This is a genomic window from Segatella maculosa OT 289, assembly GCF_000243015.1.
GTDB lineage: Bacteria > Bacteroidota > Bacteroidia > Bacteroidales > Bacteroidaceae > Prevotella > Prevotella maculosa.
The window spans coordinates 2,456-23,556 of the sequence record NZ_JH594507.1 but is presented as its reverse complement, the minus strand read 5'-3'; the positions used below and the strand labels follow the sequence as shown (position 1 = coordinate 23,556).

The window sequence follows — 21,101 nt, the reverse complement described above, 5'->3', positions numbered from 1 at the left end:
AAATCAAAACATATAAAAAAGGAAATCGCGGGAATATGGACTTATCCCGGATTTCCTTTATTTTCTCAGAAGGCGGAAGCTTCTCTCTAAGAATGGCAGGCAGACTTACTGCTGGACGACCTTCTTCGTTGTCCCGTCGCTCATCTTGACGATATTCAGTCCGCGCTGCATCTTTTGCAGTTGACGGCCGTCGGGCGTGTAAATAGCCTTGACGGTGGCGTCGCCCGATGTTACGACTTCCGATATGCCGGTAGTATTGTCGGGAACAATGGTTACTTCGCCGGGATAGACCTGGTCATTGTCGTCGATGAGTTCATAATAAGTAAGATAGGGTCTCATACCGAACTTCACACCGGGTGTTGCGATGTGGCAGTTCTTCAACTGATAGGCTTTGAGATTGGCTATACCCGACATCGCAGAACCGCCATTCGTGAAACCTTTCGCTTTTACCGTGGCATTGTCGATGACGAGTGTCAGACATTTATTTCCCCCTTTTTCAGCACCGAGGAGACTCCGCTTCTCGCCCTGTACATCGAACTTGCAATCCTTGATGGTCAATGTGTGGGGAGCTGAGAGGTTCTGCTGCATGGCAGTTTCAAGTTTGCTACGTACCGTGAGCGAGCCGCTACCCGAAAACTCAACATCGCAGTCTTTCATGTAAAGTGCTTGCCATCGACAGTTCACAAGGTTATTTCCCACAAGGACGATCTTTACCAATGGCATATCTTCGAAACGGAGAAAAGTACTGTTTGTGTTTGGCAGATTAACGTTGTCGAGCGTGAGCGTAGCGGTGGCCTTGTTCCACGTTACTGTGCCCGTACCCCCGTGGGGCGTGAAGGAGCCGTCTTCAGTAATTTCGTCACCTTTCACTATCACTTTTTGTGCCTGCACACTGGTTGTCCACATCATGCCTGTAAGGGCAAGAAGGACTGTAAAAAGCGTATTCTTTTTCATAATGTACTATTTTTAGGATGAATAATACCGGGAGTCTACCCCGCCTTTCCGACGGGAGAAGACTCGTGAAGCCCCTGCTATCGTCAGGGAACGATGGTCACTTCTCCGGGATAGCTTTTATTGTTGGTGTCGATGAGTTCGACGTAGGTGAGATAAGGCCTCTTGCCAAACTTCACACCTGCTGTGCTGACATGGCAGTTCATCAACTTACAGTCTTTGAGATTGGCTATGCCTGACATCGTTGCGCCGTTTTCAGCAGTGTAGCCTTTCACCTTCACTGTGGCATTATCAATGACGAGCGTCAGCCTCTCTGTTCCCTGTCCTTTACTGTAGCCGAGGATACTCCGCTGCTTGCCCTGCACGTCGAGCTTGCAATCCTTGATGGTCAGCGTATGAGGAGCCGACAAATCCTGCTGTATGGCATCATTTACTTCGCTGCGTGCCGTGAGCGAGCCTGCACCCGTAATTTCGACATTGCTGTCTTTTATATAAAGTGTGTGCCACTTGGAGTTCACGAGATTCTCGCCCACAAGGACAATCTTCAACAGCGGAATGTTTTCGCAACGAATGAAAGTACTGTTTGCTTCTTCCACCTTAACATAATCGAGGGTGAGCGTAGCCTCTTCCTTGTTCCACGTCGCCGTACCACCACCGAGATGAATGCTAGTGTCATCGGTGTAGTCCGTTCCGAAGAGCGATAAGGTCTGCGCCTGAATACCGGTTGTCCACATTACGCCTGCAAGGGCGAGAAAAGTTGTAAGAATTGTTTTTTTGTTCATGATTTTTTTATTTTTAAGGATGAATAAATAAAAGGTTTCGTCTTATATTATGGAAGCCACACCACTTTCCTGATGGGAGGAAAATACGCGAAGCACGCCCGTGCGGCATTCCCAATGTCGGTTAGTCGCCGGGAACAATAGTTACTTCGCCGGGATAGCTGTTGTTTTCTTCGTCGATAAGTTCATAATAGGTAAGGTCGGGTTTCTTTCCGAATTTCACTCCCGAAGTGTTGATGTGACAGTTCTTCAACTCACAGCTTTTGAGACGGCTGATGCCCGCCCGCTTCTCACCCTTACGGGTGGCAGACCCCTTCACCTTGACCTTGGCATTGTCTATCACGAGGTTCAGCATCTCCGCGCCCGCTCCTTTGCTGAAGCCGATGATGCTCCGCTCTTTTCCTTGCACGTCGAACTTACAATTCTTGATGGTCAGCGTATGGGGTTTCGACAGGTTTTGTTGTATGGCCTCGGCAACCTCACTACTACGTCCCTTGAACGATCCTCCGCCCGAAATCTCCACGTTGCAGTCCTTGATATAGAGTATCTGCCACTCGGTTTCCACGGAATTCTCGCCCACAAGAACAATCTTCAGCAGCGGAAAGTTCTCACAACTGATGAAGGTGCTGTACATGTTGTATGCTTCAACCTCGTCGAGGGTGAGTGTCGCACTGGCCTTGTCCCATGTTATCGTTCCTCCGCCGATATCGACAGAGGTGTCAGCGGTGTACTCTTTATCGAATACCCGTAATTTCTGCGCCTGTGCGTCGGTTGTCCACATCACGCCTGCAAGGGCGAGGAGAGTTAAAAGAAATGTTTTTCTGTTCATGATGTTTTTTATTTTTAAGGATAAATATAAAAGGTTTCGTCTTACGTGTGGAATTCTTCCCACCTTTCCTATGAAGAAAGACATGCAAAGACGTCTATACAGGCATTTTCAAAAATGGCACGGGCGTGCTTCATGTGGTATTTCTCCGATGGTTTTATCATAGTCAGGGGGGTCAAAGGTTTCCTTTGCTTTGATTATATGCGGGCAAATATAAATCTTTTTTTCGGAATATGCAAGAACTGGAGCAAAAAATTTGTTTACAAGTTTACCCCGGACTGGTCTTCGAGACTTCTCCGTGCTGTTGAAAAAGGACGGACAGCCCGGAATTTCGGAGGCAAGACTTGTGTCCGTTCGGAATAAGAATAGCCTCGAAGAGACGGTAAAACACTGGCGGAGAGGGAGCGCAACAGAACCCCTTCCTGTGGTCCATCTCCCCTTCGAAGCTTAGTGTGCCGCACTCCTATACTTTTCTTAACGTTTAACCGCCAGAGTGCGGCACTCTTATACTTTCCTTAACGTTTAGCTATCAGAGTGCCACACTCCTATACTTCTTTTAACTTTTAATTCCCAGAGTGCCGCACTCCTGACGTTTTTTATTGGTTTGCTTGTCGGAATCCCAGCCGGAAGCGCTGTGCGACTTCATCGAAGTGGCGGAGCGGGGGCGGATTATCCGTTATCCATTTCAACAATCTTCGTTGGTGCCTGTTCCCTATTGCGGCGGTTGACCACCGTTACCACAGCCTGTGCGAGCGCGAGGAATGCTTGCCCCGTGATAGTGTCGGCCTTCGTGGCCGCCGGTTCGCCATTGTCTCCGCTTTCACAGATGCTCTGCACAATGGGAAGTTGGGCCAGCAAGGGGACGTTCATCTCGCGGGCGAGGTTCTTTGCTCCGTCTTTTCCGAAGATATAATACTTGTTATCGGGCAGTTCGGCCGGCGTAAAGTAGGCCATGTTTTCTATCAGACCGAGAATCGGCACGTTCACCTTGTCGTTTCTATACATGTCGATGCCTTTTCGCGCATCGGCCAAGGCCACCTTTTGCGGCGTACTCACGATGACGGCTCCCGTGATGGACAGTGTTTGAAGCAGCGTCAGGTGGATGTCACTTGTTCCGGGCGGCGTGTCGAGGATGAAATAGTCGAGTTCTCCCCAGTCGGCATCGGCGATGAGTTGCTTTAAGGCCGACGTCGCCATACCTCCGCGCCACAGGGTAGCCGTTTCGGGGTCGACAAAGAAACCGATACTCAGCAGTTTCACACCATATTTCTCCACGGGCGCGATGAGCCGGCGGCCGTCTTTATCGACGGCATAGGGTCTTTCGTCTTCCACACCGAACATCTTGGGCATCGACGGACCGAAGATGTCGGTGTCGAGCAGGCCCACTTTGTAGCCCAGACGGGCCAAAGCGATGGCTAAGTTGGCCGAGACGGTGCTCTTGCCCACTCCACCTTTGCCCGAACTGACGGCGATAATGTTCTTCACTTGCGGCAGAAGCTTGTCCGGTTCGGGGCGTGGTGCCGACTTGAATTCGGTCTCTATCGTCACTTCGATGTCCTTGCCGACGTGGTAATGTATCGCAGCCTCGGCCGCCTTGAGCGTCGATTTGAGGAAAGGATCGGTCTCGCGAGGGAATATCAACGTAACGGTCACGTGCATTCCTTTGATATGCACGTCGTCCATCGCAACCATTTCGCTCTCCACAAGGTTCTTTTTCGTCCCGGGATAGACGACGGTTGCCAATGCGTCAGTAATCAGTTTCGGATATAATGTCATTTCTTTTCGATTTATAGATTTATCTTCCAGTTTCCCGATTGCTTCTTTTTGGGCGGTGATAGCTGCGATACTCGTCCAAGGGAATGTCTACTTCGGGTTCAACGAGCATGCTTTCATGCGGCAGACGGAACTTGATGTAACGGATGTTCAGTCCTCTTTCTATCCACATGCTTTCATAATAGGTGCGAATGGAGAGGATTTTCCGCGTTGCTTCGTCCAATCCTTCGGTGTGATAAAGGTCGTCTGTGGCGAAAAGCACAGGAAGTCGGTTTTCCTTTGTCATGTATGTGGTGTAGGTGTAAAGGAAGTTCGAATCGGTTTTCAGGTGGACGATGCCTCCATCAACGAGGAATGTCCGATAACGATTCAAGAAGAATGTACTCGTGAGTCGCTTGCGGGCGTTCTTCATCTGCGGGTCGCTGAAAGTCAGCCAAAGTTCCTGCACCTCGTTTTTCGCGAAGAAACGATCGATGATTTCAATATTCGTGCGCAGGAAGGCTACGTTCTTCAGACCATCTTCAAGGGCCTGTTTCGCTCCCGTCCACATGCGGGCTCCCTTGATGTCCACGCCAACGAAGTTCACATCGGGGAACAATCGGGCCAGCTCTACCGTGTATTCTCCCTTGCCGCAGCCCAACTCCAGCACAATGGGGTTGCCGTTGTCGAAGTAACGGTCGCGCCAATGTCCTTTCATGGCGAAGGGTACATTGTCGATGACGGAATACGGATACTGGAAGACATTACTGAACGTCTCCATCTCTGCGAACTTTGCCAATTTCCCTTTTCCCATAACACTGCAATCTTGGCTGCAAAGGTACAAGGAAAGTACGATATACGCAACTTTCAGAGCGAAATATCCGGCGTTATCCGGAAAGAACAAGACCGGAAAGACCGTCACTTTCGAGGGCAGCATGAAAAACAGGCATTACAACCGGGCTTCTCTCCGGGGTCGCAATGCCTGAACATAGGAACGAAGTCGCTCCAGCAAGGTCTTTATTGACGCTCGCCAGCTTCCTTCTTCAAGTCTTCATAGAAGTAAGCAAAAGCTGTCTGCATGTAGGGAATGAGCCACAAAAAGCCTATACCGAGCGTCAACAGCGAAAGCAAAGCCCAGCCGATGAAGCTCAAACTGAGCAAGAAGAGTTCTGCCTTGTGGCCCGACATGAGCCGCATGCTCTCTTCGATGGCCTCATTGCTCTTCATATTGGGATTGTCTTTCAGCACATAGGGCGTCATGGCATAGGAAAGAGCCTTGATGATGCCGGGAATGATGAGCAGAAGTGTCCAAAGAAGGGTGTAAACATACATCAACAGAAGGGTGAGCAGGCTCTTTGAGAACCATTCCTTCGAATAACCTTGGAAAAGATTCCCCAATCCGACTTTCTCGCCACGGATATGGTCGAGATACATCGTATAAAACCCCCAAATAAGAGGCAGCAGCAAGATGGTCATCACCAGACTGAGACCAGCCAATGAAGCCGATTCTTCGTCGATTCGTGTGAACGATTGACAAATAGAGGAAATCACAAGGTAAACAAGCGTAGCGCAAACGAATGTTCCCCAACCATGTTCCAAAGAGGCCAAAGCTCTTTTTCTGTAATTTGATAGTGTATCCATAAAAATTAAAAATTAATGAAGTATGTATATAATAATGTATAGTCCGTGTCGCTTTCTTGGCGTCAGTCAATCACGACCGTGGTCCAACCGTGCTTGTCTTCCACCGTTCCGTACTGTATTCCACGCAACGTTTCGTAGAGTTTCGTGGACCAAGGCCCCGGTTTCTCGCCGAAGTTGTAGACCTTTCCCGTGTCCATATCGTCGAGATGTGAGATAGGCGAGATGACAGCAGCAGTGCCACAGGCTCCAGCTTCCTCGAAGGTTGCAAGCTCTTCTTCGGGAACCGGACGGCGTTCCACCTTCATTCCGAGGTCTTCGGCAATCTGCATCAGGCTCTTGTTTGTGATGGATGGCAGTATAGAAGTGCTCTTCGGGGTGACATAAGTGTTGTTCTTGATGCCGAAAAAGTTGGCAGCTCCGCACTCATCTACATATTTCTTCTCCTTCGAATCGAGGTAGAACTCGCTGGCATATCCCTTTTCATGCGCAATGGAATTGGCCTTCAAGCTGGCCGCATAGTTGCCTCCTACCTTGTAGACACCCGTACCCAGCGGTGCCGAACGGTCGTAATCGCGAATAATGACATAGGGATTTGCCGAGAAACCGCCCTTGAAATAAGGGCCGACAGGCGTGACAAAGATCATGAACAAATATTCTTTCGACGGGTGAACACCCACTTGTGCGCCCGTTCCGATAAGCAAAGGACGCACGTAAAGCGTTGCCCCACTCTCGTAGGTTGGGATATATTCCTGATTGAGACGAACCACCTTCTTCACCATTTCCGTGAACATTTCGGTCGGAACTTCGGGCATCAAGATGCCCCGACACGTACTTTGCAGGCGCGCAGCATTCTCTTCTACGCGGAAAACGCGCACCTTTCCGTCAGGACAACGATAGGCTTTCAGTCCTTCGAACGCCTCTTGTCCGTAGTGAAGGCACGTCGCTGCCATGTGAAGCTTGATGTATTCATTGGAGCAAACCTCTATTTCTCCCCACTTCCCGTTGCGATAATAGCAGCGAACATTATAGTCTGTCGGTAAATAACCGAATGACAATTTTGCCCAATCCTGTTCTTTCATAACATCGTTCGTTTATATATTCTACGTTATAATTAGCACAAAAGTACGAATAAAAACAAACATTTGCAACAATCCGGCCCATAATTTCTGATTGTTTCAACCATTTTATCGCACAATATGGCCAAGTCGGAGATGTAGGGACGCATGGCTCGTGCGTCCGATTCATTAGAATAGATGGATAGACACGTCGTTGTTTGAACGGACGCACGAGCTGTACGTCCCTACATGCAGTCGAGTAGATTATAGCTTCAGCCCGTTGATTATCAAATGCTTATACCTTACGTTTCAATATCAGTCCTATTACCGCGCAATCTCAACTATATTGCACGCTAAAATGGCTGAGATTAGCGTACAATATAGCTGGTATTAAAACCCAAAGGGGCTCCTATTGCCTGCTTGGCCAAATCAAGTAACAAAAAAGGAAAGCCGCAACGTGCTTTCCCCGACACAAAGATACAACATATTTCAGCCGATTGTAAATCGCCATTGAAATGGTTTTACAAAAGCAATCGGCATTTTTCTCTTATTCTTCTCTTGGAAATTCCGAGCCTGTAACGGGCCTGTAGGGACGCACGGCTCGTGCGTCCGCTCAAACAAAAGGCCGGAATGCCCTGACGTTTCCTGCTGGTTTTCGCCGCGATTTGCGCGGACGCACGAACCGTGCGTCCCTACATCCGTGCTCACATTCAACTTGTTTACCCGTCCACTTGCCAACTGTCAACTACAACATGAATGGACGCACGAGCCGTGCGTCCCTACATTGAACTGCAATGCAAGCTCGTTCTCCCCTCCCTTTGGAAGGGGTTGGGGGTGGGCTCCCCCTCTAATTATGCACCAGCGTACCGATTTCTTCTCCGTCTATCACCCGTTTCAGATTGCCATACACGTCCATGTTGAACACATAGATGGGCAGATCGTTTTCCTTGCACATGGTGGTTGCCGTGAGATCCATCACTTTCAACCCGCGTGTATAGATTTCATCGTAGGTGATGTCGGTGAACTTCGTGGCCTTAGGGTCCTTTTCCGGGTCGGCAGTATAGATGCCATCGACGCGCGTTCCCTTTAACATAACGTCGGCTTCTATCTCTATTCCGCGCAGCGAACTGCCCGTATCAGTGGTGAAATATGGGCTGCCTGTGCCCGCAGAAAAGATGCAAACGTGGCCCGATTCCATGGCTTCAATGGCCTTCCATTTGCTGTAGAACTCGCCAATCGGCTCCATACGAATGGCCGTGAGCACTTTTGTTTTGACACCAATTGCACCTAATGCGCTGCTAAGGGCTAAGGAATTGATGACCGTAGCGCACATTCCCATCTGGTCACCTTTTACACGGTCGAAGCCTTTTTGGCTGCCACTCAACCCGCGAAAGATGTTTCCTCCGCCGATAACAATACCGATTTGGACGCCCATCTCATGGACTTCCTTGATTTGCTGTGCATAATCTGACAGCCGCTGTGGGTCGATTCCAAAGCCTTGTTCGCCCATTAAGCTCTCGCCACTCAGTTTAAGTAAAATTCTTTTGAACCTCATCGTCATATAAATAAATCTATTCGTCCTCCAACCTGAAGCCTCCTTGATGCTCCACTTCCTTGAACCTATATTCCCTGAACACGCCTTTTCGGTCTCTAAGCACCAGCGTTCCGTCGTCTTCAACCTCAACGATGGCGGCTTCGAACACCTCATTCTTGGCCACATCCCGATAGGGGTAGAAGCCGTGACGATGGTAAAGTGCCTCGTGATAGAGGGCGGAAATGTCGCCATAACGGCCGTTTTCAATCCACGAATAGTACTTGTCGAAGGCCTCCAAAACCTCATTGAGCAACTTCTTTCGGTCTGTTTCATGGTCTAAAATCTGTGCCAACGACACGGGATTCGGGGCATCACTCGTGAATACTTGCTGATTTATATTGAGTCCGATACCAAAGATACAGTCCTTGATACGGCCTGCCGACAGGGTTATTTCAATCAAAGTGCCGCAGATTTTGCGGTCGTTCCAATAGACATCATTGGGCCATTTCAGCGTAATGCCGGCCGTATAAGCATCGAGTGCGTCTTTTATTGCCAGTCCACCGGCCATGGATAACAGGAATTGACAGCGCACCGGAACCATCACGGGACGTATCTTGATGCTGAAAAGCAAGTTTTTTCCACGCTCACTTTCCCATGTATTCGTGCCTTGTCCGCGGCCCTTGCATTGGAAATCCGCCACGACGACGCTGATGCGCTGCCCGTTTTCGGTCGGCAGTCTGCGCATTTCATCATTGGTGGACTCTACTTCTTCGAGCCACACCACCGCAGGTTGTTCTTTCTTCTTCGTTTTTTTGAAAAACCACATACTTGCTTTTGCTTGCAACATCGGCCACTTTCACACCAACAACGGGTTGAAAGCATCGATGATATGTTCGAGTCTGAAGTTCTCAGGAGCGGTTCCGACGATGTTAATCAGGTCGAAGCGTAGTTCATTCCAGATGGCCCGCTCTTTCACATAGGCATCGGCAGCACGACCAAGGTTGCGTATCTTGCGTGCATCAACAGCGTCTTCGGGACGGACAATGGCGTCTGAACTTCGCGTTTTCACTTCAACAAAGACCACAGTTGTGCCGTCTTCGGTGCGTGCAACGATGTCTATATCGCGACTGCCCTGCCGCCAATCGCGCTCAATAATGCCGTAGCCCGCATGCTCCAAATAGGAAGCAGCGAAGTCTTCTCCTGCCTTTCCGAGTTCGTTATGCCTTGCCATAGCCGATGATTTCGGTTACAAAAATACGATTTTTATTCTGTTTCATCAAGTCTTTCAGCCTATATTTTGACACAAGAACACTCTTCAGGCCTCTCACCTTATGCGTAAATATGCTCCTATCTTCGAAAGCCGACAATCTCTTGAAGGCAAAAAAGGAACTAAAAACAGCATTATCCTTGCATTATTCAATGGAAAACACTATATTTGCGCAGAGTTCAACGTTTTCGAAAGCGTGGAGGAACGACTAAAATATACAGATGACAGCTATCAGGCCATGGATAAAGAGAAACAGAACAGAGGATACTTTGTTTCATTCTGTATTGAGCAATACAAAAAGAAGAACCATTTAACCGGTGCAGAAGCCATGCAACAGTTAGACCAGTACAAAGTGCTTGACTACTTGGATAAACACTTTGAAGTCTTGCACACGCAAAGTTCACAGTGGGTTTTAGAAGACATTGAGGAGTTTATCAGACTGAGAAAGGAAGAGATGAAATGAGAGTGTATCACGGAAGTATTGAAAAAGTCAAACTGCCGGAGTTAAGACTATCCAACCATACCCTTGATTATGGGCAAGGTTTCTATACGACTTCATCATTCCAACAGGCTGAGAAATGGGTGCAACGTAGAATGAATGAGCACAAAGTTTCCCTTGGATTTGTCAACGTTTTCGAGGTAGCTGACGATGCACTTAGCAAATTAAAGACGCTAAACTTCCCTACTCCGACAGAAGAATGGGTAGACTTCGTGATGCAAAATAGAATGAGAAAAGACTTCAATCACAGTTATGATGTAGTCTATGGGCCTGTAGCCAATGACCGAGTATATGCTGCATTTGCCCTTTATGAGGGTGGAGTGCTGGACAAACAAAACTTGATTGCAACCCTTAAAACCTATAAATTAGTAGACCAATATCTATTCCATACAGAGGTTGCATTGCAAGCATTGTCTTTTATTGAAGCAAAGGAGATAAGAAAATGAATTTGGATATAAATCAAGAAAACCTGTATCTTATTTTGCCATCAAAGGTGGCATGGATGACGGATATGCTGACAGAAGACAAGCATATCAGTGTTGTTGAAGCCATCAAGAAGATTTATGCTTCAGATACTTACCGAAGATTAGAAAACGAAACCACGAAACTATGGCATTGGGGACCTGTTGCGCTCTATCAGGAACTGACGGAAAGCGAGTCGTCCGAATAGCATTCTTGTGCTGTAACAAGGAAAACCAAAAACAGATTGTATTAGAAAGAACTTTAAATATGGAAATAAAGAACCTCAGTTTCTGCTATCCACGGCACAAGCAGCCTGTGTTCAGCAACTTTAGCCTGCAGCTAACTCCCGGCCGCATCTATGGTCTTTTGGGGCCGAACGGGGCAGGTAAGTCTACCTTATTATATATTATGTCTGGCTTGTTGACGCCCGATAAGGGACAAGTGAGCCTCAATGGTACCAATGTTCGCAAGCGCCGGCCTTCCACGATGCGTGAGATTTTCCTCGTACCCGACGAATTTGAACTGCCTAAAGTGACGCTGCAACAATATATCAAGACCAACTCGGTGTTCTATCCTCGCTTCTCTCAAGACGATATGAACACCTATTTGCAGACTTTCGGCATGACAACCGATGTGCAATTGGGCGACCTTTCGCTTGGCCAACGCAAGAAGATTTTCATGAGTTTTGCCATGGCTACACACACAAAAATACTGCTTATGGACGAGCCAACCAATGGGCTTGACATTCCGGGGAAGCGACAATTCCGCACGTTTGTGACGCAAGGTATCGGCGAAGACAGCATTTTCGTCATTTCAACCCATCAGGTGAAGGACATAGAAAGCGTGCTCAACCATGTGCTGCTCATTGACCGTAGCGAAGTGATCCGCAATGAAGAACTGAAAGCAGAGACCGACCTTGAAGCCTATTTCGAGGAGGCTATGCAAGGAAAGGAGGTACACCATGATTGATTTCTTTGACTGTAAGCGCTTCATGCGCTATTTAGGCAAGCTATGGACCGAACAACGCCGCACAATGTTTCTTTCGGCAGCCATTCTCTTGGGTATTATGTTCATCATAGAAGTGTGGATTTGCCTCACAGCCTACAACAATCTCTATGGTTATGGAGATTGTGTAAGGATATCAGACCCTGCACGAACCAGCATATCCTTCAGCTGTTCGCTGCTCTTTGTGGCAGGCAGCTGTATTGCGGCAAGCCGACTTTTCACCGACGGACAACAGAAAGCAGGGCGCATTCATGTGCTGACAATGCCCGTGAGCATGTTTGAGAACTGGCTTGCCCGCATCGTTCTCTTCGTTGGCGGCTACGTTCTTGTATTCCATATCGTCTTTTATGCATTGGAAGTCTGCCGGGTCGTGCTACTCACCTCCATTTATCCAAACGTAGACTTGGCCGTACAAAGCTTGTCTTCGATAACATCTTTTCAACACGACCCCCTGATGAATGCCCTCTATACCCTCGTATGGTATGTCTATCCCATATCGCTTTTCGTGCTTGGAAGCATGGTTTTCCCACGCAAACCACTGCTGGGAACGACTATCAGTGTATTCATCTTGGGGTTGATTGCCATGTTCATTTTGGCGTTCTTCAACTCTTTCAGCGAAATATTGATAGACACCTTGACCCTTTGGGCAGCCTTCCTAAGCATGGCAAACCTATGGCTTTCGTATCGTAGAATGTGTGAATTGGAAGTGATTGACCGCATGTAAACACGAGGAGGAACGACAATGAAGACAACAACGAAAATCATCATAGGGCTCATTGCAGTCACTTATCTGCTTCCTTTTACAGGCTTTGAGATTGAAAGAACAACCGAAAAAGTATTCTTACATACGTCAGTCAGGGCATCATTCAAGGCAAAAGAGGCGACGGCGATGGCGTCGTATGCCGTTTATAGCGACCAATTGAACACCGACCAATACCGCATCATGCTTATTCCCGACGACAAAGTAGGGGGCATTGTGGTAGACTATCCGGCAGAACTCGTTGAGGTGAGCCTGTCCAAAGGCGTGCTCCAAATTAACAAGACCAAAAGGATTGCACAACTGGATAGGAACTCTATTTCTTACTATATCACTAAGATAGATCCCCAAAAAGACCCGAATGAAGAGGATTCCACAGAAGATGCTCCGGCAAATGTCATCGTCTATATCAAAGCACCGACAAAAACCATCAAAACATTATTAGCCAACCAAAAGGCCTTCTACATGGCCTTCGGCACTTTAGACTTGCAGGATTTGGACTTAGAAACCCTCGATATTCAGAAGAACATCAGCCTTTCTCTGAGGCGATGCACGATTAAAAACGCCACTATCAACATCGGCCCTCAACTCTTGACGACTTATAAGACGCGGATAAACAACCTTACACTCTACACGAAAGCTTACAGCAGCATTTCGACCTCGATAGACGAGCAAGAGGGAACCTATGTGAACCATCTCGTACTGAAAGCTGCTAGCGACATCATACTCAACCACACCGCATACGGCCATATCAAAGTGGAAAAGATAAATACAATGCCTTTGAGCATCACGCTGAACAATATCCAAGAAAACGCAATCTTGAAATAAACCGACATGGAACAGGCCGAGAACAAGGACGAACTTTACATGCGAAAGGCCCTCTATGAGGCAGAAAAGGCAGCCGAAGCGGGCGAAGTTCCCATTGGGGCTGTCATCGTATGTAAGGACAGAATCATCAGCAGAGCACATAATTTGACCGAGAAACTGCATGACGTGACGGCGCATGCCGAGATGCAAGCTATTACTGCCGCAGCCGATTTACTGGGCGGAAAATACCTGAATGACTGCACACTTTACGTGACTGTAGAACCTTGCACCATGTGCGCCGGGGCCATAGGTTGGGCTCAAATCGGGCGCATTGTCTATGGGGCAGCCGACGAAAAGCGCGGCTATCACCTCTATGCCCCACGCGCCTTGCATGCCAAGGCAACGGTGACTCAAGGCGTATTGGAACCGGAATGCAGAAAACTCATGCAGGAGTTTTTCAAAGAAAAAAGGTAGGATGCTTGTTGTTTACAAAAGATTAAAAGACAATCGTGCGGAAATAATCTTTTAATACTCCTTTGTAACGGTCTTGGCTGTCGGCACAGAGCACGACAACATGGCGCCCATCGCTCAACCTCGGCCCTTCGCACATACCTTCGTAGTTGGCAAAGTCGTTGTCCACAAGGCGGAGCCACGTGCGCCAGCCCGTCACGAACTGCTTTTTCGGGCTGCCCGGCCTGACACGGAACACCTTATTCATCACCCAACTGTTGAGTCTCAGCGGACGAATATACAGCTCACGCTCCAAAACGAGGAGTGTTCCATCTTCGAGTGCCAGCAACTCAGCGACGCCATATGCGTGTCGGTTGTCGGGCTTATCGGTCGGCTCAAGTGGTTCGTCTGCCCGATAAGCATATTCTTTTTCCGTTTTCAAATCGGTCGTAAACTGTTTCAGGCGCAGCGAAAGGCCAGTGTCGCCGATGAGGGGCGACTCATTGACGGTGAACAAGCAGTCACGTTGCCGGTCATACGTAAGACTTTCAATGCTGCGGTTTGCTTGGCCCAGTCGGCGATAGTCATCAATGACCGTCGTACGGACAACCTTTCCGGCCCGCATGTCATAGTCGATAATCTCAGAAGATGCCTCGTTTCCGATGTAAAGATGACGCGTTCGAGGGTCGTAGGCAACAGCCTCTTCGTCGCAATTTGCGCCCGGAATCACCGTGAACCCCTTGTTTTCAACCTGTCGAATCTCGCCATTCGACGTCAGTGAAATATGGAAAACGTAAAAGCCCGCCTGGCTTCCTTTGTCGGAAACCACGGCATAATCATCGTTTCCCAAATAGGAAATGCCACTGTAGTTGCCCGGAGGAAGTGCCTTGAATGCATGTTGCGGCAGCAATTCAGCATGCAACGAGTCGCCGATTTCAACGTCTTCGGCAGAGTGCGGGAAGCCTCCTTCCTCGGTGAGAAAGGAAACCTGAAGCAATAGCATGGTGAATAAAACCGCGTGTCTGAAGTTCATAAGCAAAGCATTTTAGGTTGACCGTAATCCCGCCGGTTGCCATCCGAGAAGGTCATTCGAAGTGAATGCCACTGCAAAGGTAATAAAAAAGAGGCTGACGTGTGCCCAAAACGAGCGCGATAAGCATTAATTAACACGGGAGAAGAAAGCGAAAGCGAAATGATTACCGCGTCTTTACCCCTCAAAAAGAGGGGTGTAACATTAATCCACTTGATGTTGTGCTCTCTTTTCTTATACCTTCCATCGCTCCACCAGCGTTCCTAATCAGCGTTTCAAGCAATGAAACTGTGAGTTCCAAGCTATGAAACTGTGAGTTTCAGGCTATGGAACTGTAATTCCTTGCGTATAGAAAAAGAGTGATTCCAATGGCATTTAACACCTTGAGAGCTTCTATCTTATGGGAACATCTTGGAGAACCATTCCATTTCCGTGCACAGGTTTTGCCGTTTGCTGGTCTCAGAATAATCCAACGCACAACCTTTGAAGTCTAAAGTTCAAAAAACAAAAAAAGCTGAATGGTGAAAATCATTCAGCTTTTGCTTTTTGTTGGGATACCCGGACTCGAACCAGGAATGACAGGACCAGAATCTGTAGTGTTACCATTACACCATATCCCAAGATAGTGGCTCATTTCATTGGGAGCTTTGCCCTTTTGCGTCTGCAAAGATAGCACATTTTCGGGGACTGCCAAAACTTTTCTGTCCTTTTTTTCAAAAAATATAAAAATCAAGAAAATAGAAATAGAATTATAGAAGACATAACCATAAATTATGTATCTTTGCTCTTCGAGATCAAAACCGTATGTTCACAAAAAGAAAAACTATTCATGGGAGTAACTGAAAAGCTGGTTGAGACAATCACAAAAGGTATTCAAGAAAAGAAAGGACAGGACATCACCGTCATCAATCTGGAGCATATCGACGGGGCAATTGCCAAATATTTCATCATCTGTCAAGGCAATTCACCGATGCAGGTCGAGGCTATTGCAGGTTCGATCGGTGACACCGTGCGCGAGGAAATGAAAGAAAAACCCGTCAATGTGGCTGGATTGGGCAACAATCAGTGGGTGGCCATCGACTATTCTGATGTGCTCGTGCATGTTTTCCTGCCCGAAATGCGTGCCTATTACAATATAGAAATGCTATGGGAAGATGCCGAATTAACAAATATTCCGAACCTTGATTAGGCATTTGGCATGTTATTTGATACCACACCCTCCATATAAACCAGAAACTTTCATCGCAATATGGACAATAACAACTTTTTAAATAGGAATGGTGGCCACGAACCGAAGATGCCACGCTTCAATATGAACTGGATTTACCTGTTGGTGGCCATCGTTGCAGGCATTCTGCTCTTTTCGGGAGGCGGAAATATGCTCGCCGGAGAAGGAACGAGCCGCGAAGTCTCCTATCCCAAGTTCAAACAATACGTGGCCAAGGGCTATGCAACCAGTGTTGTCGTGAACAAGGAAAAGAGTACGCTGAAGATGTTCGTCCATCCGAAGCACATTCAAGACGTGTTCCACATGAACAGTCGGCAGGTGGGGAAGCAACCCTACGTGAACGTGGTCTTCGGTTCTGTAGATGAACTCGAAAAGTTCCTGACTTATGAACAAAAGAGCGGAAAAATCATTGACTTCAGCTATGACAACGACTCTGGAAACGGCATTCTCAACAACCTACTCTTCTCGTTCGGGCCGCTGGTTCTCCTTGTCATCTTTTGGATTTGGATTACAAGGCGCATGGCTGGAGGAGGAGGTGCCGCCGGTGGCGGTGGAATTTTCAGTGTAGGCAAGAGTAAAGCCAAGCTATACGAGAAGGCGAACGATCTCGGGATAACGTTTAAGGACGTAGCCGGACAGGAAGGAGCCAAGCAGGAAGTGCAAGAAATCGTTGAATTCCTGAAGAATCCACAGAAATATACCGAACTTGGCGGTAAAATTCCCAAGGGTGCACTGCTCGTGGGGCCTCCGGGAACGGGCAAGACCCTGCTGGCCAAAGCAGTTGCAGGCGAAGCCGGGGTCCCGTTTTTCTCGATGAGTGGTTCTGACTTCGTTGAAATGTTCGTCGGTGTTGGTGCGAGTCGTGTGCGTGATGTCTTCGCCCAAGCCAAACAGAAGTCTCCTTGCATTATCTTTATCGATGAAATCGATGCCGTGGGCCGTGCCCGCAGCAAAAACCCCTCCATGGGTGGCAACGACGAGCGCGAGAATACGCTGAACGCACTGCTGACCGAGATGGATGGTTTCGGGACCAACAGTGGAGTCATCGTACTTGCGGCCACGAACCGTGCTGATATGCTTGATAAAGCACTGTTGCGTGCCGGTCGCTTCGACCGCCAAATCAATGTTGACCTGCCTGACTTGGCCGAGCGCAAGGCCATATTCCAAGTGCACCTGCGGCCATTGAAGATTGACAACAGCCTCGACATTGATTTTCTGGCACGACAGACACCGGGCTTTTCGGGTGCCGACATCGCCAATGTTTGCAATGAAGCGGCATTGATTGCGGCACGACACAACAGTAAAACGGTCAGCAAGCAAGACTTCCTTGATGCAGTTGACCGCATTATCGGGGGATTGGAAAAGAAAACGAAGGTAATGACAGCTGCCGAAAAGCGCTCTATTGCCTTGCATGAAGCTGGTCACGCCACCATCAGTTGGTTCTGCGAGCATGCCGATCCGCTCGTCAAAGTGAGCATCGTGCCCCGCGGACAGGCCCTCGGAGCGGCTTGGTATCTGCCCGAGGAACGCCAGATTACGACCAAAGAACAGATGCTCGACGAGATGTGTGCCCTGCTCGGAGGGCGTGCGGCAGAGGAGTTGTTCACCGGACACATCTCCACCGGCGCGATGAACGACCTCGAACGGGCCACAAAGAGTGCCTATGGCATGATTGCCTACGCCGGCATGAGCGACCGTCTGCCCAACATCTGTTACTACAACAATCAGGAATATCAGTTCCAACGCCCCTATTCTGAGACCACGGCCAAGGTGATTGACGACGAGGTGCTGAAGATGATCAACGAGCAATATGCGCGCGCCAAGCAGATTTTGAAAGAACAGCAACGAGGCCACAATGAATTGGCCGAATTGCTCATTGCCCGTGAGGTCATTTATGCCGAAGACGTGGAAAAGATATTCGGCAAACGGCCGTGGGTGAGCCGTGCACAAGAAATCATCAATGAGAACGAAGCCAACGTGCCTACGTTGGATGACATGCCCGACGCCGTGAAACAGGCCGAGGCAGAGCATCAAGCATCATTAGAAAACAAAGAGAATAATGAGTGACAAACAGAAAAACCTGATTGTAAGAGCCATCGTCGGTGCGCTCTTTGTCGTTGTCATGGTAGCCGGCTTCCTCAGTCCGCATGCCATGGTAGCCTTGTTTGCCTTGATCACGGGGCTTACGATATGGGAATTCACGGGGCTTGTGAACCAGAGGGGGAGAGTTGCCGTCAACCGATTTATCACTACGGTGGCAGGTGTCTACTTTTTCCTGACTGTTGCAGCCATCCGAATGGGCATAACGTCAAATTTCGTCATCTTTGTCCCTTATCTGCTGACCATCGTCTATCTATTCATCAGCGAACTCTATTTGAAACAGGAAGACCCCATCAACGATTGGGCGTATACGATGCTCTCGCAGTTGTATATTGCAGTCCCGTTCTCGATGCTCAATGTGCTGGCTTTCGACCGTCCGTCAACAGGTGCGGTCGTCCATTACGACATGTTGTTGCCGCTGTGCGTGTTCGTATTTCTTTGGATTAACGACACGGGTGCTTATTGCAGCGGCTCTTTGTTCGGAAAACACAAGCTGTTTCCTCGCATCAGTCCCGGAAAGAGTTGGGAAGGATGCATCGGTGGCGGCATACTTGTGGTAATCGTGGCTGGCGTCATCGGCTATCATGCCAATGCTGGGCTGCAGCCTTCGCAACTGTCTGTAGCCGGTTGGGCCGGTTTGGGCCTTGTCGTTGTGGTCTTCGGAACGTGGGGCGACCTTGTCGAAAGCCTTTTCAAACGCACTTTGGGCATCAAGGACAGTGGAAAAATCCTACCGGGACATGGCGGAATGCTCGACCGCTTCGATTCTTCGCTCATGGCCATTCCCGCTGCAGTCGTGTATCTCTACACCCTGCAATTGCTTGCCTGACAGTCCGTCGGTATATCATGGGCATAGCGAATGGAGAGAATCCTCGCGCTGCATTTTTGCTTTCAAGAGAAGACTGTCCACGTCTCACGCCGCCATGCAAACGACCTCATGCCGCCATGCAAACGGACCTGCTCGTTGTCTCAATGATTTTGCAGTCCAATCTCAACCGTTTTGCAACGTAATCTCAGCCGTTTTAGCCCCCAACATGGCTGAAATCGTTCGGCAATATGGTTGAAGTAAGTTTTCGTATGTGTTTTTCCTGTTCCGCCTGATGCAAATATACAAAATTATGCAAGCGAATGCAAGACTTTTTCGGATTTATTTTTGCAAATCTTTTCGGGGCAGCCAAGAGGCCTGAAACAGAGAACAAACCGGCGACGACGACGTGAACGGGAAATACCCGAAAGAAAACAATGGCGACGGTGACGAAATTGAATAACCTCCCAAACAAAATAATCGGCGACGGCGGCGACTTTATCTCTTTCTTTCTTCCGTCGTCTTTCTTTTTCTCTTGTTCTTGTTCTTGTTCTTAGGAAAATTAACTAATTGATTATCAAGCCTTTCATTTGTTAATTTATTTAAACTTCTGTTTGACTTTTCTTTTTTCACGGGAAAATTAAAAGATTTTAACAGCTTATATGAAATGCAAAAGTTGCCAGATAAAGAAACTTTATTTACCTTTGTAATATGAGATTGATAAGGACATACGGTGGCTACTTTCAGAGACTCATGTAGACATTAGACCTATTCCGCTTTATCTGTTCGCTCAGATTACGTATCGACATATTCAAGTCATAGGAAATATAGAAAGGAGAAAAATAAGAAATGAACTAAAAGATTGTAAGTCAACCTAATAGTTCATTAATGTTATTTTTAAGCGTGCGCCTGATAGGACTCGAACCTACACGGCCTAAACCACCAGATCCTAAGTCTGGCGCGTCTACCAATTTCGCCACAAGCGCATTGTGGTTGCAAAGGTACAATAATATTCTGAAATAACGAAGGGCTGCTCATGTTTTTTACCGTTTCCCATCAATGTTCACGGATGGCTGTGGGGGTCTTGCCAAATTGTGACAAGACATAACGTGTGAAATGGGCCGGCGATGAGAAATGAAACATCTCGCTGATTTCAAGCACTGTCATTCGCTGGCTACGAAGCTGCAACCGGATATCAACCTTTGCAAAATGATTGATCCAATAGTTGGCAGGGTGTCCCGTTACGACTCGACAAACATCTGAAAGATACTTTGCCGTAATGAAGAGCTTATCGGCATAGTAGGTCACATCTCGGTGTGCTTTATAATCTCCGTTGCGAAGTAATTCAATGAAATCCCTGATGAGTCGCGATGAATGCCGGGAGACATGAGATGGCCCATAGATGCGATGTTCGAAGTTGAATATATCCAAAAAGAACTGTAGGCAACTGAAGCCTATCGCTTGTGAACGGAAAGCATGACGCTTGTCTTCCACTCGTCCGACAATGGCATTCATATCGTCCAAACTGCAAGCGACTTCTTTTTTTGTGAGCCGAAGAATAGGATTTTCCAAAAGGAGAAGCGTGCTTCGAATGCCAAAGTTAATGTCGGGAGTAATATTCTCTATAAAAGGAAGATGGATATACAGCACCATCACTTCGAAATCATGGCGTGGCATAATATATCGCATTAACTGATGTTCACGGATAATCAGCAAGTTGTCTTTCCGGAAATCATATTTCCTGTCATTATAAACGAAACTGCACGCCCCCCGCGTACAGAGTGCATGCACAACATAATCCTTTGTCTCAGCAACTCCTGTTTTTGTGAAATCGTTACCTATGATAATTACATCGGTGTTATCCATAAGCGATATTATTAAAATTAACAAGGACCTTAATATAACAGACCTATGGACAAAGATAGTAATTATCTTTCGAAACTATTGTCAAGTTTTAAGAAAATGTTTTCTTTTTCTTAAAAACCTTAATTCCGCAGCATAAATTCTTGTGAGAACTCCAAGTGCCTGGGAAACAAAGTTCTCAAAACACTCGGATATGTCAGAAATTTCACCTATCTTGGTGCTGCAAACATAACAAGTAAGCAAAAATCTGACATGACAAAGGTAGCAATTAAAAACGAGAATATCACTTC

At 47.7% G+C, this 21,101-nt stretch carries 23 protein-coding genes and 2 tRNA genes; 11 read left to right on the top strand and 14 right to left on the bottom strand.

Annotated features, from left to right (window positions below):
• Positions 1-105: 105 nt before the first annotated feature.
• From HMPREF9944_RS09545 to trmB, 5 genes are all read right to left on the bottom strand, one after another.
• Positions 106-954, bottom strand: a complete 849-nt coding sequence (locus HMPREF9944_RS09545; RefSeq protein ID WP_008566013.1) for a hypothetical protein — start codon at positions 952-954, stop codon at positions 106-108.
• An 83-nt stretch (positions 955-1,037) separates the two neighbouring features.
• Positions 1,038-1,733 (bottom strand): hypothetical protein, encoded by a 696-nt coding sequence (locus tag HMPREF9944_RS09540; RefSeq protein ID WP_008566011.1) that lies wholly within the window; start codon positions 1,731-1,733, stop codon positions 1,038-1,040.
• A 121-nt stretch (positions 1,734-1,854) separates the two neighbouring features.
• A complete protein-coding gene (locus HMPREF9944_RS09535) occupies positions 1,855-2,559 on the bottom strand; it encodes a hypothetical protein (RefSeq protein WP_008566010.1) in 705 nt (234 codons plus the stop codon).
• Positions 2,560-3,225: 666 nt separating this feature from the next.
• On the bottom strand, positions 3,226-4,332 hold the full coding sequence (locus HMPREF9944_RS09525; RefSeq protein WP_008566009.1) for an Mrp/NBP35 family ATP-binding protein: 1,107 nt from the start codon (positions 4,330-4,332) through the stop codon (positions 3,226-3,228).
• Between the two features lie 19 nt (positions 4,333-4,351).
• On the bottom strand, positions 4,352-5,122 hold the full coding sequence (gene trmB, locus HMPREF9944_RS09520; protein ID WP_044113616.1) for a tRNA (guanosine(46)-N7)-methyltransferase TrmB: 771 nt from the start codon (positions 5,120-5,122) through the stop codon (positions 4,352-4,354).
• A 12-nt stretch (positions 5,123-5,134) separates the two neighbouring features.
• Between trmB and HMPREF9944_RS09515 the strand changes: the two genes are divergently transcribed.
• Positions 5,135-5,332 carry a hypothetical protein gene (locus HMPREF9944_RS09515; RefSeq protein ID WP_044113614.1) on the top strand — a complete coding sequence of 66 codons (198 nt, stop codon included), beginning with the start codon at positions 5,135-5,137 and terminating at the stop codon, positions 5,330-5,332.
• On the opposite strand, the gene HMPREF9944_RS09510 is transcribed toward HMPREF9944_RS09515, so the two are convergent.
• The 5 genes from HMPREF9944_RS09510 to HMPREF9944_RS09490 all read right to left on the bottom strand — a co-directional run bounded on the left by HMPREF9944_RS09510 (position 5,326) and on the right by HMPREF9944_RS09490 (position 9,769).
• Positions 5,326-5,949, bottom strand: coding sequence for a DUF975 family protein (locus HMPREF9944_RS09510; protein ID WP_044113613.1), 624 nt, complete (start codon positions 5,947-5,949; stop codon positions 5,326-5,328). The two genes, HMPREF9944_RS09515 and HMPREF9944_RS09510, sit on opposite strands and share 7 nt — an antisense overlap.
• 62 nt (positions 5,950-6,011) lie before the next feature.
• Positions 6,012-7,028: a branched-chain amino acid aminotransferase gene (locus HMPREF9944_RS09505; RefSeq protein ID WP_008566006.1), complete on the bottom strand. Its 1,017-nt coding sequence runs from the start codon at positions 7,026-7,028 to the stop codon at positions 6,012-6,014.
• An 823-nt stretch (positions 7,029-7,851) separates the two neighbouring features.
• Positions 7,852-8,559: a UMP kinase gene (gene pyrH / locus HMPREF9944_RS09500; protein ID WP_172633996.1), complete on the bottom strand. Its 708-nt coding sequence runs from the start codon at positions 8,557-8,559 to the stop codon at positions 7,852-7,854.
• A 16-nt stretch (positions 8,560-8,575) separates the two neighbouring features.
• Positions 8,576-9,364, bottom strand: coding sequence for a biotin--[acetyl-CoA-carboxylase] ligase (locus HMPREF9944_RS09495; RefSeq protein ID WP_008566004.1), 789 nt, complete (start codon positions 9,362-9,364; stop codon positions 8,576-8,578).
• A gap of 30 nt (positions 9,365-9,394) precedes the next feature.
• Positions 9,395-9,769 (bottom strand): YraN family protein, encoded by a 375-nt coding sequence (locus tag HMPREF9944_RS09490; RefSeq protein WP_008566002.1) that lies wholly within the window; start codon positions 9,767-9,769, stop codon positions 9,395-9,397.
• Positions 9,770-9,869: 100 nt separating this feature from the next.
• Between HMPREF9944_RS09490 and HMPREF9944_RS13360 the strand changes: the two genes are divergently transcribed.
• Genes HMPREF9944_RS13360 through HMPREF9944_RS09455 form a run of 7 tightly spaced genes read left to right on the top strand, consistent with a single transcriptional unit; the run spans position 9,870 to position 13,809 of the window.
• Complete coding sequence (locus tag HMPREF9944_RS13360) at positions 9,870-10,268, top strand: DUF3791 domain-containing protein (RefSeq protein ID WP_008566000.1); 399 nt, start codon at positions 9,870-9,872, stop codon at positions 10,266-10,268.
• Positions 10,265-10,750, top strand: coding sequence for a DUF3990 domain-containing protein (locus HMPREF9944_RS09480; RefSeq protein WP_008565999.1), 486 nt, complete (start codon positions 10,265-10,267; stop codon positions 10,748-10,750). The genes HMPREF9944_RS13360 and HMPREF9944_RS09480 overlap by 4 nt, the downstream gene beginning before the upstream one ends.
• Positions 10,747-10,974: a hypothetical protein gene (locus tag HMPREF9944_RS09475; RefSeq protein WP_008565998.1), complete on the top strand. Its 228-nt coding sequence runs from the start codon at positions 10,747-10,749 to the stop codon at positions 10,972-10,974. Before HMPREF9944_RS09480 ends, HMPREF9944_RS09475 begins: the two co-directional genes overlap by 4 nt.
• A 59-nt stretch (positions 10,975-11,033) precedes the next feature.
• Positions 11,034-11,735 (top strand): ABC transporter ATP-binding protein, encoded by a 702-nt coding sequence (locus HMPREF9944_RS09470; RefSeq protein WP_044113611.1) that lies wholly within the window; start codon positions 11,034-11,036, stop codon positions 11,733-11,735.
• Positions 11,728-12,495 carry a hypothetical protein gene (locus tag HMPREF9944_RS09465; RefSeq protein ID WP_008565996.1) on the top strand — a complete coding sequence of 256 codons (768 nt, stop codon included), beginning with the start codon at positions 11,728-11,730 and terminating at the stop codon, positions 12,493-12,495. Before HMPREF9944_RS09470 ends, HMPREF9944_RS09465 begins: the two co-directional genes overlap by 8 nt.
• An 18-nt stretch (positions 12,496-12,513) precedes the next feature.
• Positions 12,514-13,356, top strand: coding sequence for a hypothetical protein (locus tag HMPREF9944_RS09460; protein ID WP_008565995.1), 843 nt, complete (start codon positions 12,514-12,516; stop codon positions 13,354-13,356).
• 6 nt (positions 13,357-13,362) lie between these two features.
• The gene (locus tag HMPREF9944_RS09455; RefSeq protein WP_008565994.1) at positions 13,363-13,809 is read left to right on the top strand and encodes a nucleoside deaminase; all 447 of its coding nucleotides are present in this window, start codon (positions 13,363-13,365) and stop codon (positions 13,807-13,809) included.
• A gap of 22 nt (positions 13,810-13,831) precedes the next feature.
• Here the strand turns inward: HMPREF9944_RS09455 and HMPREF9944_RS09450 are convergent, their stop codons facing one another.
• Both HMPREF9944_RS09450 and HMPREF9944_RS09445 read right to left on the bottom strand, forming a co-directional pair.
• Positions 13,832-14,818: an esterase-like activity of phytase family protein gene (locus HMPREF9944_RS09450; protein ID WP_008565993.1), complete on the bottom strand. Its 987-nt coding sequence runs from the start codon at positions 14,816-14,818 to the stop codon at positions 13,832-13,834.
• A gap of 546 nt (positions 14,819-15,364) precedes the next feature.
• A tRNA-Gln gene (locus HMPREF9944_RS09445) sits at positions 15,365-15,435 on the bottom strand.
• 209 nt (positions 15,436-15,644) lie between these two features.
• Here HMPREF9944_RS09445 and rsfS point away from each other — a divergent pair.
• Genes rsfS through HMPREF9944_RS09430 form a run of 3 tightly spaced genes read left to right on the top strand, consistent with a single transcriptional unit; the run spans position 15,645 to position 18,972 of the window.
• Positions 15,645-16,004 carry a ribosome silencing factor gene (rsfS, locus tag HMPREF9944_RS09440; protein ID WP_008565992.1) on the top strand — a complete coding sequence of 120 codons (360 nt, stop codon included), beginning with the start codon at positions 15,645-15,647 and terminating at the stop codon, positions 16,002-16,004.
• A 60-nt stretch (positions 16,005-16,064) separates the two neighbouring features.
• Positions 16,065-18,110, top strand: coding sequence for an ATP-dependent zinc metalloprotease FtsH (gene ftsH / locus HMPREF9944_RS09435; RefSeq protein WP_008565990.1), 2,046 nt, complete (start codon positions 16,065-16,067; stop codon positions 18,108-18,110).
• Positions 18,103-18,972: a phosphatidate cytidylyltransferase gene (locus tag HMPREF9944_RS09430; protein WP_008565989.1), complete on the top strand. Its 870-nt coding sequence runs from the start codon at positions 18,103-18,105 to the stop codon at positions 18,970-18,972. The genes ftsH and HMPREF9944_RS09430 overlap by 8 nt, the downstream gene beginning before the upstream one ends.
• 880 nt (positions 18,973-19,852) lie before the next feature.
• Here the strand turns inward: HMPREF9944_RS09430 and HMPREF9944_RS09425 are convergent.
• Positions 19,853-19,934, bottom strand: a tRNA-Leu gene (locus HMPREF9944_RS09425).
• A 70-nt stretch (positions 19,935-20,004) separates the two neighbouring features.
• Positions 20,005-20,814 (bottom strand): helix-turn-helix domain-containing protein, encoded by an 810-nt coding sequence (locus HMPREF9944_RS09420; RefSeq protein ID WP_008565988.1) that lies wholly within the window; start codon positions 20,812-20,814, stop codon positions 20,005-20,007.
• Positions 20,815-21,101 lie beyond the last annotated feature (287 nt).

Bases quoted from the DNA above. Each gene is read 5' to 3' on its own strand.
- HMPREF9944_RS09535 (WP_008566010.1), bottom strand. From the start codon at position 2,559: ATGAACAGAAAAACATTTCTTTTAACTCTCCTCGCCCTTGCAGGCGTG.
- HMPREF9944_RS09455 (WP_008565994.1), top strand. From the start codon at position 13,363: ATGGAACAGGCCGAGAACAAGGACGAACTTTACATGCGAAAGGCCCTC.
- HMPREF9944_RS09545 (WP_008566013.1), bottom strand. From the start codon at position 954: ATGAAAAAGAATACGCTTTTTACAGTCCTTCTTGCCCTTACAGGCATG.
- HMPREF9944_RS09475 (WP_008565998.1), top strand. From the start codon at position 10,747: ATGAATTTGGATATAAATCAAGAAAACCTGTATCTTATTTTGCCATCA.
- HMPREF9944_RS09450 (WP_008565993.1), bottom strand. From the start codon at position 14,818: ATGAACTTCAGACACGCGGTTTTATTCACCATGCTATTGCTTCAGGTT.
- HMPREF9944_RS09480 (WP_008565999.1), top strand. From the start codon at position 10,265: ATGAGAGTGTATCACGGAAGTATTGAAAAAGTCAAACTGCCGGAGTTA.
- HMPREF9944_RS09430 (WP_008565989.1), top strand. From the start codon at position 18,103: ATGAGTGACAAACAGAAAAACCTGATTGTAAGAGCCATCGTCGGTGCG.
- rsfS (WP_008565992.1), top strand. From the start codon at position 15,645: ATGGGAGTAACTGAAAAGCTGGTTGAGACAATCACAAAAGGTATTCAA.
- HMPREF9944_RS09490 (WP_008566002.1), bottom strand. From the start codon at position 9,769: ATGGCAAGGCATAACGAACTCGGAAAGGCAGGAGAAGACTTCGCTGCT.
- pyrH (WP_172633996.1), bottom strand. From the start codon at position 8,559: ATGAGGTTCAAAAGAATTTTACTTAAACTGAGTGGCGAGAGCTTAATG.
- HMPREF9944_RS09495 (WP_008566004.1), bottom strand. From the start codon at position 9,364: ATGTGGTTTTTCAAAAAAACGAAGAAGAAAGAACAACCTGCGGTGGTG.
- HMPREF9944_RS09505 (WP_008566006.1), bottom strand. From the start codon at position 7,028: ATGAAAGAACAGGATTGGGCAAAATTGTCATTCGGTTATTTACCGACA.
- HMPREF9944_RS09470 (WP_044113611.1), top strand. From the start codon at position 11,034: ATGGAAATAAAGAACCTCAGTTTCTGCTATCCACGGCACAAGCAGCCT.
- HMPREF9944_RS09510 (WP_044113613.1), bottom strand. From the start codon at position 5,949: ATGGATACACTATCAAATTACAGAAAAAGAGCTTTGGCCTCTTTGGAA.
- ftsH (WP_008565990.1), top strand. From the start codon at position 16,065: ATGGACAATAACAACTTTTTAAATAGGAATGGTGGCCACGAACCGAAG.
- trmB (WP_044113616.1), bottom strand. From the start codon at position 5,122: ATGGGAAAAGGGAAATTGGCAAAGTTCGCAGAGATGGAGACGTTCAGT.
- HMPREF9944_RS09540 (WP_008566011.1), bottom strand. From the start codon at position 1,733: ATGAACAAAAAAACAATTCTTACAACTTTTCTCGCCCTTGCAGGCGTA.
- HMPREF9944_RS13360 (WP_008566000.1), top strand. From the start codon at position 9,870: ATGCGTAAATATGCTCCTATCTTCGAAAGCCGACAATCTCTTGAAGGC.
- HMPREF9944_RS09525 (WP_008566009.1), bottom strand. From the start codon at position 4,332: ATGACATTATATCCGAAACTGATTACTGACGCATTGGCAACCGTCGTC.
- HMPREF9944_RS09420 (WP_008565988.1), bottom strand. From the start codon at position 20,814: ATGGATAACACCGATGTAATTATCATAGGTAACGATTTCACAAAAACA.
- HMPREF9944_RS09460 (WP_008565995.1), top strand. From the start codon at position 12,514: ATGAAGACAACAACGAAAATCATCATAGGGCTCATTGCAGTCACTTAT.
- HMPREF9944_RS09465 (WP_008565996.1), top strand. From the start codon at position 11,728: ATGATTGATTTCTTTGACTGTAAGCGCTTCATGCGCTATTTAGGCAAG.